General features: G+C 36.7%; 12 protein-coding genes and 1 pseudogene. 3 read left to right on the top strand and 10 right to left on the bottom strand.

The features are described 5' to 3' along the window. Positions 1-84: 84 nt before the first annotated feature. Complete coding sequence (locus OWO01_RS01055; RefSeq protein WP_268778568.1) at positions 85-1,215, bottom strand: M20/M25/M40 family metallo-hydrolase; 1,131 nt, start codon at positions 1,213-1,215, stop codon at positions 85-87. A gap of 159 nt (positions 1,216-1,374) precedes the next feature. Here OWO01_RS01055 and prli42 point away from each other — a divergent pair, with 159 nt between their 5' ends. Beyond that, entirely contained in the window at positions 1,375-1,521 is a 147-nt protein-coding gene (gene prli42 / locus OWO01_RS01050) for a stressosome-associated protein Prli42 (protein WP_268778567.1), read from the top strand. 144 nt (positions 1,522-1,665) lie between these two features. Here prli42 and OWO01_RS01045 read toward each other — a convergent pair whose 3' ends face one another. Both OWO01_RS01045 and OWO01_RS16045 read right to left on the bottom strand, forming a co-directional pair. After that, positions 1,666-2,172 (bottom strand): L,D-transpeptidase, encoded by a 507-nt coding sequence (locus OWO01_RS01045; protein ID WP_268778566.1) that lies wholly within the window; start codon positions 2,170-2,172, stop codon positions 1,666-1,668. 60 nt (positions 2,173-2,232) lie between these two features. Continuing rightward, positions 2,233-3,174 carry an aromatic acid exporter family protein gene (locus OWO01_RS16045; RefSeq protein ID WP_268778565.1) on the bottom strand — a complete coding sequence of 314 codons (942 nt, stop codon included), beginning with the start codon at positions 3,172-3,174 and terminating at the stop codon, positions 2,233-2,235. A 457-nt stretch (positions 3,175-3,631) separates the two neighbouring features. On the opposite strand from OWO01_RS16045, the gene OWO01_RS01035 reads away from it, so the two are divergent. Then, the gene (locus OWO01_RS01035) at positions 3,632-3,964 is read left to right on the top strand and encodes a DUF5634 family protein (protein WP_268778564.1); all 333 of its coding nucleotides are present in this window, start codon (positions 3,632-3,634) and stop codon (positions 3,962-3,964) included. A gap of 76 nt (positions 3,965-4,040) precedes the next feature. Here OWO01_RS01035 and OWO01_RS01030 read toward each other — a convergent pair whose 3' ends face one another. The 7 genes from OWO01_RS01030 to safA form a co-directional block, all read right to left on the bottom strand. Continuing rightward, a complete protein-coding gene (locus OWO01_RS01030; protein WP_268778563.1) occupies positions 4,041-6,119 on the bottom strand; it encodes a methyl-accepting chemotaxis protein in 2,079 nt (692 codons plus the stop codon). 668 nt (positions 6,120-6,787) lie between these two features. Next, the gene (locus OWO01_RS01025) at positions 6,788-8,038 is read right to left on the bottom strand and encodes a dihydrolipoamide acetyltransferase family protein (RefSeq protein ID WP_268778562.1); all 1,251 of its coding nucleotides are present in this window, start codon (positions 8,036-8,038) and stop codon (positions 6,788-6,790) included. Between the two features lie 19 nt (positions 8,039-8,057). Continuing rightward, entirely contained in the window at positions 8,058-9,041 is a 984-nt protein-coding gene (locus tag OWO01_RS01020; protein ID WP_268778561.1) for an alpha-ketoacid dehydrogenase subunit beta, read from the bottom strand. A 13-nt stretch (positions 9,042-9,054) separates the two neighbouring features. Then, the gene (locus tag OWO01_RS01015; RefSeq protein WP_268778560.1) at positions 9,055-10,047 is read right to left on the bottom strand and encodes a thiamine pyrophosphate-dependent dehydrogenase E1 component subunit alpha; all 993 of its coding nucleotides are present in this window, start codon (positions 10,045-10,047) and stop codon (positions 9,055-9,057) included. Between the two features lie 14 nt (positions 10,048-10,061). After that, positions 10,062-11,483, bottom strand: a complete 1,422-nt coding sequence (gene lpdA / locus OWO01_RS01010; RefSeq protein WP_268778559.1) for a dihydrolipoyl dehydrogenase — start codon at positions 11,481-11,483, stop codon at positions 10,062-10,064. 244 nt (positions 11,484-11,727) lie between these two features. Beyond that, the gene (locus OWO01_RS01005) at positions 11,728-13,086 is read right to left on the bottom strand and encodes an aspartate kinase (RefSeq protein WP_268778558.1); all 1,359 of its coding nucleotides are present in this window, start codon (positions 13,084-13,086) and stop codon (positions 11,728-11,730) included. A gap of 205 nt (positions 13,087-13,291) precedes the next feature. Then, the gene (gene safA / locus OWO01_RS01000; RefSeq protein WP_268778557.1) at positions 13,292-13,888 is read right to left on the bottom strand and encodes a SafA/ExsA family spore coat assembly protein; all 597 of its coding nucleotides are present in this window, start codon (positions 13,886-13,888) and stop codon (positions 13,292-13,294) included. A gap of 592 nt (positions 13,889-14,480) precedes the next feature. On the opposite strand from safA, the pseudogene OWO01_RS00995 reads away from it, so the two are divergent. Beyond that, positions 14,481-14,737, top strand: a pseudogene (locus OWO01_RS00995) (transposase); the annotation flags it as partial.

The following is a 14,737-nucleotide window of genomic DNA, read 5'->3' as shown; positions in this document are numbered from 1 at the left end:
CAAAACTGATATACACTCTTTTATTCTCTTCATTAATCAGGCATAAAAAAATCAGCTGACTACACTCATCAGCTGATTTTCAAATTAATCATTTGTTGTATTTGAAACTTCTTCAATAATTGCCAAAACCAATTCGGTTATTTTCACCAATTCGGTTATGGACATCCGCTCATTTGTTGTATGAATATCTTCATACCCAACTGCTAAATTAACGGTAGGGATACCATAACTTGCAATAACATTCGCGTCACTGCCACCACCACTTTGTTTCAGTTCACTCTTTCTTCCAATTCTTTTAGCTGCAGCTCTTGCAATTTCGACCACTTGATCCCCAGCTTCTTGCTTATAGCCTGGGTACATTAATGTCGTCTCTACTTCTACTTCCCCACCCATTTCACTGGCTGCATCATGAAATGCTTTTTCCATGAGAGCAACTTGTTGATTCATTTTTTCTGCTTCTAATGAACGTGCTTCTGCCAAAACCTCTACATAATCACAAACGATATTGGTCTTTTGTCCACCTTCAAATCGTCCGATATTTGCTGTTGTTTCTTCGTCAATTCTTCCAAGCGGCATTTTAGCAATTGCTTTTGAAGCGATTGTGATAGCTGATACCCCTCGTTCTGGAGCCACGCCGGCATGTGCGGTTTTTCCTTTTACTCTAGCAAAAACTTTGGTTTGCGTTGGTGCGGCAACAATAATATCGCCAACTTTCCCATCACTGTCTAGCGCATAACCAAACGCTGCATGCAATAAACTTGCATCCAATGCTTTTGCACCAACAAGTCCAGACTCTTCTCCTACGGTGATAACGAATTGTATGTCACCATAATTACGATTAGACTCTTTCAATACAAGAATCGATTCAATCATGGCAGCAATCCCTGCTTTATCATCAGCACCTAAAATCGTTGTACCATCTGAAACAATATAATCTTCTTTAATCGATGGCTGAATTCCTTTACCAGGAACTACCGTATCCATATGAGAGGTGAAATAAATCTGTTCTACGTCCGTTTTCGTTCCTTTTAATGTACAGATCAGATTACCTGCTCCATGACCTGTTTCTTTTTTACTGTTATCTTCCTTCACAGATAACCCTAATTTTGTGAATTTATCTTTTAGTTTTTCTGCAATTTCACTTTCTTCTGTTGTTTCAGAATCAATTTGGATCAACTCAATAAACTCATCAATTAGTCTCTTTTTATTTAGCATCGTGATTTCCCTTTCTATATCAAGATTTATCGTCTGTGTAGTACGTTAGCGAAAGAAATGGATTTTGTCAATTTGTTCGTACAATAATACTTGTGCCTAGACTCATTTCGCGATAAAATAAAAATAGTAAGAAGAGTGGATTTAAGGAGGCGGGATACAATGGGTAAAAGCAAGCAATCAAACCAAAAACCGAATCAACCAAGAAAACTATCTAAACGCGAAAAAAGAAACAAATTAATTGTATATTTAATGATTATTGCTATGGTGTTAACAACACTAACTGCAGGTTTAGCTGCTTTTATATAAAGAGAGATCTCCTTATGTGCTAAATCAAGAGCATTACAGACGATTTAGCCAATAAAATAGTAAAGAAACCCATCCTCTCGTGATTTTGGGTTTCTTTTTTATTTCTCTCTGTAATTAACCTTTCGCATCAGGAGAAGTTTCCCTTTATGGAGTCGCTCCAATATCCTTTGCTAGCGTTTCAAAATCTTCTACGGTAGAAACAATCCAAACCTTTGTTCCGATAATAATCTGATCAAAAAGCTCTTCTACTTCTTCGTTATGCATCCGAATACAACCACTTGATCGATGCTCGCCAATCGACTCTGGCTGATTTGTTCCATGAATTCCATAAATGCGCCCATCTGTTTCTTTCGCATCAAAACCGATCCATCTTGTTCCAAGAGGGTTTTCTGGTGTACCTCCTGGGATATTCTTTTTTCGATAATAAGGATTCTCAGCTTTTACAGTGATCGTATGAAGTCCATCAGGTGTTTGCTCCTGAGATACTCCAGTTGCGACAGAATAGACAGTCTGAACTTCACCTTTATCGATATGCGCTAATTGATTTGAGTTTGTATTAACAATAATAAGTGGTGCATTTAAAGTTGGATTCTGACCAAACGGCCATAGTGGTGACAAGACCATTACTAATGTTAGAAGACGTAAGATCATACCATGCTCCTCATTCTACTGCATTTTCCTCTTATTATCTCTAGTTTCTCTCCCTTTATTCTAGGTTAAACTTTTATTCTTTATGATGAGGTATTGTTCAATTTCATACAGTAAACGAAACAAATTTGCTCTTATTTCAAATTCCTGTCTCGTTTTTGGTAACTCATCTTGTTCAAAATGCTCTTTTAATTTTTGAACAGTTATGAGATGATCTTGAACGGTGTTTTGCGGATAAATAGAATCTGCTAAATCATCAAACAAATCTGCAATTCGATGCGATTGATTTAGTGTTTTTGTTAACGGACTAACTAATGGAATCATCCGCTCCAGTATATCAAATTGCATTCTTCTCATGATGAAATATTCTTTGTAAATATGTTCTTCTCGAAAAAAGTTATTCTCCACATCACGTTGAACCAATTCTTCCGCTTCATTAAAAAGCTTTTTTGTTAAGCTGATCTCGCTTGTTGGTAATTCTTTATTCTCCCTATGTAAATATGCGGCAAATCCTTTGAAAATCTTCTGATAATTACGTTCAACGTTTTTTTGAATTTGTTGTAATTCTTTATCTAGGCTTGGCATGTAGATATTCACTAATAATGCTGAACCAATTCCTACAAAAAGTATAGCAAGTTCATTAACAATTAATGGCCAACCAACATTTTCTGCAACGTAAAAATGAAATAAAACAACTAAACTGGTTACAATTCCTGGTACCAATTTTAGATAGCTCATAAGAGGAATAAATAATAATAATAACAATCCAATCGAGAGTGGATGATATCCGACAAATTCAAAGATGACATATGCATATACAATCGATACAAGAGCAGCACCAATTCGATGCCATGCTGTCAATAATGAACTTTTTCTTGTGGGAAGAATACACAGTACAGCAATAATTCCTGCTGATCCATGGTATTCCAATTGCAATAATTCCGCTATCCAAATGGCAAATGGTGCTGCCAATGCTGTTTTTAAAGTCCGATAACCAATTTTCACTCAAAATCCCCCTTTCTTTATGATTTATCCCGGAGTAATCGGCCGTAAGACTCCCACTTCAAAACAACGAGAAAAGCAAGTTATTTAAGTGGGAGTAACGGACGCTAGCGACCCCGAATGGTTCAACGGCCTTTAGGTCATCCTTTAGGGCTAACAATCAGTGGGCGAATACTTAAAAACCCCCACTGAATGAAGTTTCACTTTATTATGTAACTATGCAACCCGAAACTTATTTTAACATATCAAAACGAAAGAGGAAATATTTCCTGGGAAAGCGCAAATTCCTTCCTGATTCTTCATTTTTTTCATGCTAACAAAATTAATGCTGTGATAACAAAACTCCGTCTCAAGTGACTTGATTGAATTGCGATAAACATATTAATACACCATTTTCCTTATTAAGGTATAAAAAAACTAAATAAAAGAAATAATGAAAATAATAAGGAGGAATATTGATATGACTACATTAACAAAACATCAAGTAATTAACCAGTTTAAAAACAAATTTTCTGAAATTATGAATATACCTACTATTAAAAACGTGTCTCTCTTTCACGAAGAAGATATTGCAGATATAATCAAACTAGGCTATAAAATAGAGACTTCCCACAACGTTTACTATATTTCCTTAAGGTATATGAAATTATCTGAACAACTTTTACTACCCTTCACTCCGATATGGTCATTCAAACAAATGAACAACAACGGAAGCTTTCCAAAGGGATATGACAGTCTAGAAGAATGTTTAAGTGAACTAAAAGAAATAGAATATGAATCAAAAATTAGTTGAATTAATATTTATTGAAAAAAGGTAACTCTATCTAGAAATACCTTTTTTACATCTATCCCCTTTAACAATGCTATCCTTACACTTTAAATGCACTTATCATCTCTTGTAGTTGATTTGATAACTCTTGTAATCCAAGCGCCTGTTCCGATAAATATTCAACCACATCTCGTTGCTCTTGAATAAATGCTACTGTCTCTCCAATACCTGCAGTGCTTTCTTCAGATACTGCTGCAATTTGGTTGATCCCATTGTTCATCTCCTTACTATTTTTCTCAATAGAAAGTAAAGCCTGTGCTACGACTGCAATATTTTTATTCATGGTAGCTACTTCCTTCTTTATGTCTGCAAAAAAGTTGGCAGACTCTTTGATTACTGCAACACCTTTATCGGCTTGTTCAAAAGTTTCATGCAGAGAATGCCCTAACTCTTTTGACTCTTGTTGCATCTCACTAATTACATTTGCAATATCAACTGCCGAACCACTTACTTGTTCTGCAAGTTTGCGGATCTCATTAGCTACCACATTGAATCCTTTACCCGCCTCTCCTGCACGAGCAGATTCTATTGCTGCATTAAGTGCTAGTAAATTGGTTTGTTCGGTAATATTGTTGATTACTTCTGTTAATTCAGATACAGCTGATGCTCGATCCTCCAATTCTTTGACTCGAACCACAGCATTTTCAACTGCAGAGTTCACCAGATTCATCTGATTTAGAGAAGAATCCATTTGCTTCGTTCCATCCGTAGATAGTTTCCATACATTTTTTGATGATTGTTCCATGAAAACAGCTTGCTCGCTTACCGCATTTATTTGCTCATCTAATTTTTGACTAGCTGATACAATGTTACCAGAATGACTAGCTTGGTTTTCCGCACCTGCTGCAATCTCCTGCATTGTCGAGGTTAACTGTTCACTACCAGATTGAAGTTCACCACAAATTTTCTTCAATGAACTACTCTGTTGATCCACTCGATTTGATGCTTTATGCGTCTGTTTAATCGTTTTTTGCAAGTTATCAATCATTGTGTTCATTGCATCAGCTAATAATTGAATTTCTGCAGAACCTTTGACAATAATTTTTTCCGCCAAATTACCATTAGCCACCAATAATGCTTGATTTTTTAATTTAATTAGTGGCTTTGCAATACTATTGGAAATGAAGATCGAAAGTACAGTAACGGTCAAAAGTGTAGCAGCTGTTACCCATAAAATCATATTTCCTAGTTGAGAAATCGAACTCAACGCTACTTGTGTTGGTTCACTTACAATTAGGCTCCAATTATTTCCGCGATAAGTATGATATCCAGCGCTTGTAGCGAAACCGATCATCGCTTCTTCACCTATACTATTCTCATCTTTAATGAAACCAGTATGTCCTGCATCAGCATTCGTAATGATCTGATAAATACGTGATGACGGATCTATTTGCTCATCAACGATACTGGCGCTCGTTGTAGCATCAATTTCATTCGAGTTTACATTTTGAATAGATTCTATCACACTTGCGCTAGAGACAGTGTCCGCAATCTTTGTACCTTCATTATTCACTAATTCTACAATGCTATTTTCCGAAACAATATGATTAACATCATCCCAAATATGTTCAACATTATATTTTGCTTCTAAAAGTCCTATTGTACGATTATTAGTAGATATAGTTGTGTGGATAATAATGACGTGCCTATCTAGATTTTTATCATATGTAATATCTGAATAAGCTAATCCAGCATCAATCGTTTCTGTCCACCAGGCATCATTTGGATTGTATGTATTTACTTGCTCATTACTAGTTTGATCTGTTACAACCCCATTAAGGTCATATATACTGAACGACTCATAATAGGATAAAGTATTTAGTTGTTGGTCCAAAAACGGGGTTAACGATTCCTCGTTCTGTTGAAATGTGATAATTTCATTTCTTTCTGATAAATTTTGTATATCTCTTGTTCTTTCATACATTGTACGATCAAGTTTTTCCATTTGAACCCTAGCAAAATCTTCAACTTTATGACCTACTTCTTGTTCAAGTGATACCGATGCTTGATAATAGGCAATTCCACCAATAACAAGGAGTGGAAGTACGGCTATAATACTAAAACTAAATATTAATCTACATCTTATCCCCTTTTTTCGTCCTTTTCTCTTTGTTGTCAAAATAAATTCATCCCTTCTCCACCATTAGACATTTTACAAAAAATACTTAACCCTAATTACAAACGATATTAATTATACTACAATAGCGATTAAGTTTGAGAACTATTGGGCATTTTTTTTTATATTTTTGTAAACATTAATAGAATTATGGGTATTTCAATATCTATGATTCTATAAAGTGAAACTTCAATCAGTGGGGGTTTTTAGGTATTCCCCCACTGATTGTTAGCCCTAAAGGATGACCTAAAGCCCTTGAACCATTCGGGGGGGATAGCGTCCGTTACTCCCACTTAAACAACTTGATATTCTCGTTGTTTTGAAGTGGGAGTCTTACGGACGGTTGCTCCGGGATAAAACACATATAATTTCCATAAACTGCGAGGTAGCGATTCTAAGTTTAAGTGAGCGTTCCTATGAGGTTTGTAGCATTTTTTCGTCCTGAACCTAGGCAAAATTGGGCATCTTGACGAGGTTAGAGCCTTTTTTCAGCTCCTTCATCATGTGAACCTCATTAAAGTGAAAAAAATGAATTATTTACCACGCAGTTTGTGTCTACTGTACTGTATTTAGCGGTATTAAATGGGGGTTCTTATGATAGAGGAATTATTGATGTGACTTTACTCAGTAGAGGTAATGAATGGAAAAGAAAAACCCGGAAAACCGGGTTTTTAATAGATAGGCGTTGTATCTCCAGATATATTTTCTAAGATTTCTTTCACATGAGACATAAATTTCCCACAAATGACACCATCTAAAATACGATGATCTAGCGACAAACAAAGATTCACCATGTCTCTTGCTGCAAACATATCGTTAATTATAACTGGTCGTTTTACGATAGATTCTACCTGTAATATTGCTGCTTGCGGATAATTTATTACCCCCATCGACTGTACAGAACCAAATGTACCCGTGTTATTCACTGTAAACGTTCCACCTGACATATCTTCTTGTGTAAGGTTTCCATTTCTCGCTTTATTCGCTAATATATGAACTTCTTTTGCAATACCCTTAATACTTTTTTCATCAACATTACGAAGAACAGGTACAAACAATTCCTGTTCATTACCAACTGCAATAGACAAATTGATCTCTTTGTGTTGGATGATTTTATTTCCTGCCCAAGAACTATTTAATTGTGGAAACTTTTTCAACGCCTTAGCTACAGCATTTAGGAAGAAGGCAAAGTATGAGAGATTATATCCTTCATTGTTTTTAAAATGATCTTTTTCGGCATTTCGATAATTCACCAAATTTGTAACATCTACTTCAATCATCATCCAAGCGTGAGGAATTTCTGTTGTGGCACGTACCATATTAGTTGCCACTGCTTTTCTTATGCCTGTAACTGGTATTTCGCGATCTCCAGGTAAACTTTGAGTAAATGCTTTCTTTTTTTGTTCAGTATTCGTACTTTTATTTTCTGATGCAGGTGTCGTAAGTAACTCATCTTTCGGTTTTTGAGATTCTTCAGAGATCAACTTTTCGATATCCTTACGAGTAATACGACCGCCTCTACCGCTACCGTTCACTTCCGATAAGTTAATTTGATGTTCCTGAGCTAATCGCATAACTGCTGGGGAGTACCTAGTTTTCATACTTTGAGAATCTATCGTTTCCTTTTGATCCTCTTGTTTCGAATTTGCCTCCACGTTTTGCTGTTCTTTAGTACCCTTGCCATCAACCTCAATCGAATATATTGCTTCTCCTACTGCAACTGTCTCACCTTCTTCAGCATGAAACGCTGTGATTTCACCGGTATGATATGCAGGTATTTCTGTATTTACTTTATCAGTCATTACTTCAGCAATTGGCTGATATTTTTCTACTTTATCACCAATTTCGACTAACCAAGTACTAATCGTTCCTTCAATTACACTCTCACCTAATTGAGGCATAACAATTTTCTCCACTGTCAAACAGATCCCTCCTAACTTATTAAAATTCTGCTAACGAACGCATCGCTTGCTCGATTTTATCTTTATTCACCATAAATTCTTTTTCAAGTGGTGGAGCATAAGGCATAGCCGGAACATCTGGACCAGCGATTCGTTGAATTGGTGCATCTAGATCAAATAAACAGTGCTCACTGATTATTGCTGCTACCTCTCCAAGAATACTTCCTTCTTTATTATCTTCTGTAATCAACAGTACCTTACCAGTCTTACTAGCAGCCTTGATAATTGCGTCTTGATCTAGAGGATAAATCGTACGTAAATCTAAAATATGAGCGTCAATGCCCTCTTCTGCTAAATTATTTGCAGCCTCTAGAGCAAAGTGAACACAGAGACCATAGGTGATAACAGTAATATCTGAACCTTCGCGTTTCACATCCGCTTCACCAATCGGAATTAATTCATCGGTTTCCGGCACTTCTTCTTTTAACATTCTATACGCTCTTTTATGCTCGAAAAATAGAACTGGATCTGGGTCGCGAATGGCGGATTTTAATAATCCTTTTGCATCTCTAGGAGTAGCTGGCATCACAATCTTTAATCCCGGTTGATTTGCAAAAACAGCTTCAATGGATTGAGAGTGGTATAATGCACCGTGAACTCCTCCTCCATAAGGCGCTCGAATCGTAATTGGACATGTCCAATCATTATTAGATCGATATCTCATTTTAGCCGCTTCAGAAATAATTTGATTGACCGCTGGCAGAATAAAATCTGCAAATTGCATTTCTGCTACAGGACGCATACCATACATTGCTGCACCAATACCGACACCTGCAATTGCAGATTCAGCTAACGGTGTATCAATCACTCGTTCTTCTCCAAATTGTTCATATAAACCATTCGTGGCTCTAAAAACTCCACCTCGAACCCCAACATCTTCGCCGAGAACAAAAACTTTCTCATCTCGCTTCATTTCTTCTGCTAATGCTTTCGTTATCGCTTGTATATAAGATAAAACAGCCATCTTTCACCCTCCTTTATTCACCGTAAACATGATGATAAATTGATTTTGGTTCTGCATAACTTGCTGCTTCCGCATAGGTTGTTGCCTGATCAATTTCTTCTTTCAACGATTGTTCTAAATCACTTTCCACTGAGTCAGTTAAAATATTTAAATCTCGCAGATATTGTGCAAAAGTAAGAACACCGTCTTTCTTCTTTGCTTCCTCTACTTCTTCTTTATTACGGTAAACCGAATCATCATCATCACTAGAATGTGGTGTTAGACGATAGGAAACAGTCTCAATTAATGTGGGGCCTTCACTAGCTCTCGCTCGATCAGCAGCTTGTTTCACCGCTTGATATACTGCTAGAGGGTCATTTCCGTCCACAGTAATTCCTGGAATCCCATACCCAAGTGCTCGATCTGATATTTTCTCGCAAGCTACTTGTTTCTTTAGCGGAATTGAAATGGCATATTGATTGTTTTCAACCATCACAATAACAGGTAATTTGTGAACGGAAGCAAAATTCAACCCTTCATGAAAATCACCTTGATTTGAAGATCCCTCTCCTAACGTTACAAAAGAAACAATATCTTTCTTTTCAATCTTTGCTGCCAATCCAATACCTACAGCATGAGGAACTTGTGTTGTAACGGGTGATGAACCAGACAACATTCTTAATTTTTTCGCTCCAAAGTGCCCTGGCATTTGACGTCCGCCAGAATTTGGATCCTCTGCCTTAGCAAAAGCCTGCAACATTAATTCACGAGCAGTCATCCCTAAAGCTAATACAACACCAACATCACGATAATAAGGTGCCGTGTAATCTTTCTCTCGGTCTAATGCAAAAGCAGCTCCAACCTGCTGAGCCTCTTGCCCTTGACAAGAAACAACAAAAGGTATTTTTCCTGCTCTATTTAACAACCACATACGCTCATCAACTCTTCTAGCTAATAGCATCATACGATATAATTCAAGGACATCTTGATCTGATAAACCTAAGCTTTCATGTCGATTAATGGTCATAGTATCCCTACTTTCTATCCGTGTATTTTCATATTGTCAATATCTAGAGCTGCTTCTGCCATCGCTTCCGCTAATGATGGGTGTGGATGAATCGTTGAGCCAATCTCCCAAGAAGTAGCATCCAATACTTTTGCAGTTGTTGCTTCGGCAATAAGCTCCGTTACTTTTGGCCCAATCATGTGAACTCCTAATATATCGTTATTCTTTTCATTGGTTATTATTTTGATAAAACCATCTGATTCACCCAAAACTTTTGCTTTGCCATTTGCCTTAAAGTGCATGATTCCAATCTTTATTTGATACCCTGATTCGTGAGCTTCTTGTTCAGAAATTCCAATCGTAGCAACTTCAGGATTCGAATAAATGCAAGAAGGAATTTCCGTCTCATTCATTTTTAGCGGATTTTGGCCTTCCATGTGCTCTACAGCATATTTCCCTTCATAGGAAGCAACATGAGCAAGTTGTTTCCCACCGATCACATCACCAATTGCATAGATGTGTGATTCTTTTGTTTGCCTATCTTGGTTCACTTTAATGAATCCTGATTGATCTAATTCAATATCCGTATTTTGAATACCTATATCAGTTGTATTTGCCGTTCGGCCAATTGCTAACAACATTTTTTCAACTTCTACTGTTTCCCAGTTATCTTCTCTTTCTATTTGGAGGGATAAACCTTTTTCTTGATCAATTGATTTTGAGATTTTGGCATTGGTATAGATTTTGATTCCTTTTTTCTTTAAATTCCGATGCAATTCTTTAGCAATATCTCGATCAATTGTTGGTATGAGTTGCTTGGCTGCTTCAACAATGGTTATTTTTACTCCAAAGTCAGCTAACATGGACGCCCACTCTACTCCAATAACTCCACCACCTACAATTAGAAGTGAGTTTGGCAATTTTTCAAAGAGCAGAGCATCATCAGATGTTATGATTTTCTCCCCATCGACTGGAAATTCCGCAAGTGTTTTTGCGGTGGATCCAGTTGCAATAATGACATTTTTAGCGACCAACATTTCATTTTCTGATCCGTCTGCTGGTTGAAAGGAGATCGTTCCAGAACTAGGCGAGAAAATCGACGGACCTAACATCCTGCCGTGTCCATGATAAAAATCTATTTTATTTTTCTTTATCAAATGAAGAACACCTTGATACAATTCTTCAACCACTTGCTCTTTTCGTTTTTGCACTTTTGAGAAATTCAATTCTACATTTTCTACTTTGACCCCAAAGAATTCGCTATCTTTTGTTTGTTGATAAACTTCTGCGCTTCGAAGTAACGCTTTCGTGGGAATGCATCCTTTATGTAAACAGACGCCACCAAGTTTTTCCTTTTCGACGATTGCTACAGATTTTCCTAATTGGGCAGCACGAATCGCTGCAACATAGCCACCAGTACCACCACCCAATATGACCAGGTCATAATTTTTCGCCATAAAAAAACTCCTTTCATTCGAATATATTATATGTTCTAAAAGAATTCGTGTTTGATTAAAAATATATTTATTATTATCATAGCTTTTTCTTGTCATTTTAGCAAGGATTTATTATATATAGTATTAATACCTGGTTCTAATCTGATGTTTAATTTGCACTCAGCTCAGATATCTAATTTTAGGTTGTTTTTCATTTTGATATCTAAAAAAGGAAAAAGGAACTAGTCAGCTAGTTCCCTTCCTTTTACCATAGTTCAGTTTCAAAAAATGCACGATATAACGATTGAACAGCGCGATTAACCCCTTCTGCTTTGACGCCAAACATTAATGATACTTCCGATGAGCCTTGATTTATCATTTCAATATTAACCTCAGCATCTTCTAAAGCCTTTGTCGCACGAGCGGCCGTTCCAATATAGCTATGCATTTCTTCTCCAACGATCATGATTAACGCTAGTCCTCTTTCGGTATACACCGCGTCTGGTTGTAATTCATTTTTAATTCGATTAATAATCGTTTCTTCTTTTTCTGGTGTCAATTGACTTTCGCGAATAATCACGGATAAATCGTCAATCCCTGATGGGGTATGTTCGTAGGAGATCCCTTCATCTTCCAGAATATTCAATAGCCTTCTACCGAAACCAATTTCTCTATTCATTAAGTATTTGCTAACATATAGACTAAGAAATCCAGCATCACTTGCGATACCAACTACCGGATTACCACGCACTTCTTTTCTCGATACAATGATTGTACCCAAACCATCAGGATTATTCGTGTTTTTGATACAAACAGGTATTTTCGCTTTAAAAGCAGGTATGAGCGCTTCCGCATGAAAAACGGAGAATCCTGCATAAGATAATTCTCGCATTTCCTTATAAGTTAAAGATGTAATTTCTTTTGGATTATCAACTATTTGAGGATTCACACAATATACTGAATCAACATCTGTAAAATTCTCATATAACTCTGCTTGTGCACCAGCCGCAACGATGGAACCTGTAATATCAGAACCCCCACGCGAGAAGGTAACTAGCTTCCCTTCTTTTGTATAACCGAAAAAACCAGGGATAACTACAATCTCTTCCCGATTGCGTAGTTGATACAACTTGTCAAAGCTTTCTTCTAGTATTTGAGCACTACCGGGTTGATCACTTACTATGATCCCAGCTTCTTGTGGATTTAAATAAGTAGCGTTCATTCCTAGCGACTGAAGGTAAAGACTTAAAACTTTTGCTAATGAGTCTTCTCCAACAGCCTTTATTGCCTCTAGCTTAAGCTCTATTGTATAATCACTTTGGATTATATCCTTTACGTCGGATTCAATTTCAGTCAACACGTCTGTTGATAATTTTAACTGCTCAACGATGGAACGAAAACGCGTCAAAACCGCATCTAGCTCTTGTTGATAATTTTGACTATCTTGATATGCTTGTCCGAGATCTATCAATAAGTCAGTTACCTTAATATCTTCAGAAAATCGTTTACCTGGTGCAGATACAACAATAGCTTTTCTTTGTTTATCCCCCTGAATAATATTAGCGACTTTTTTTAATTGTTCGGCACTCGCAACCGAACTTCCTCCAAATTTTGCAACCTTCATGTTAAATACCTCTCCATTTGTTTATTTTAGCATCAGTAAAATATTATCACATTTGATCAGATAATGTTATGATAAAATTCTGATTATTTATGAAGATATGGAAGGATATCGCTGTATACTACGAATAATCTATATTCCTACGTTTATTTCTTACTTTACGACACATCATGCTTGTATAGAGAACTTGATTAATTTAGCTAGGTCATCATCTTGTAATAAACATCTGCGTCCAGTATTTCCCATCTTCTACATATCCTACACCAATATGCGTATAATCTCCCAAGATATTGGCACGGTGTCCTGGACTCTTCATCCACGCCCGAACAACTTCATGAGGGGTTTGTTGTCCACGAGCAATATTTTCTGCACCTTGTCGATACGTGACCCCGAAATCTTGCATCATATCAAATGGTGAACCGTAAGTTGGACTTGTATGAGCAAAATAATTTTTTTCAAGCATATCCGCAGATTTATATCGAGCTACACGAGAAAGTTGCCAGTCAGGTCTTAAAGGTTCCAATCCATTTTTTGCTCGTTCTTGATTAGTAAGTTGAATAACAATATGTTCTGTATGTTTAATGGCATCAATATTTGGAATGGTTAACTTATCATTTGGATAAATTAAATCTGGATTATCTAATTGAGGATTGGCCTCGATAATCTCCGTAACGCCAATTTCATACTTTACCGCAATTCTCCATATCGAATCCCCTGGTTGTACCGTATAAGTACTCTCCGCGAAGACGTTGACCGGTACAGATAAGCTCATCAATAACAATACTGTTGCAATAATTTTTTTCATAATAAAACCTCCTTTTTCTTTTAAAATGCAACAAAAAGGAGGTTTTATACAGACTATTTATCTTAAGTCAGTTAAACTTTCTCTTTACATCCGTTCTCGATCTGAATGTTCAATAGAGCTCGTCATTCGCTTCGGTAAATCCACAATGTATATCGAGGGCGAAGAAGGAAGAGAGTAAGGCTACCGTTGTAAAGATTGTCGATAGACGTTCACAGACCTAACTAACACATTTCTTTATCACACACGATTTTTAACTAAAATTTGGAGACTTGTTTCTTGTATTCTGAAAAGGGATGGAGATTTATCAAATCAAGTTCTAAAATCAGAATTCACTTCCCCTATCTTTGCTTCACCTAATAAAGTGAAACTTCAATCAGTGGGGGTTTTTGGGTATTCCCCCACTGATTGTTAGCCCTAAAGGATGACCTAAAGGCCTTTGAACCATTCGGGGTGCTAGCGTCCGTTACTCCCACTTAAACAACTTGATATTCTCGTTGTTTTGAAATGGGAGTCTTACGGACGGTTGCTCCAGGATAAAAAACTACAAAATGAAATGACTTATCTTTGTTATTATGTACAGATGATTCAACAAGAAAGCCTTTATCAAGCGAAATCATGGTCTAAGCCTAGAAAAGTGATTGTAAAATCCGTACGTCCTGCAGGCGAGTTGTTTTTCACCAATTCATTTTTTGTAACGAACTTGATCGATGCTTTCTCTCCAAAAGATATCGTTCTTTCTTACCAGAAAAGAGGTACGATGGAGAATTATATCAAGGAAGCCAAGAATGGTTTCTATTTAGATAAAATGAATAGTCATTCCTTCCAAGTGAATGAAGGAAAGATGATGTT

It is taken from the genome of Natronobacillus azotifigens, from assembly GCF_026805325.1.
Taxonomy (GTDB): Bacteria; Bacillota; Bacilli; order Bacillales; family Amphibacillaceae; genus Natronobacillus; species Natronobacillus azotifigens.
This window is presented reverse-complemented; position numbering and strand designations above follow the sequence as displayed.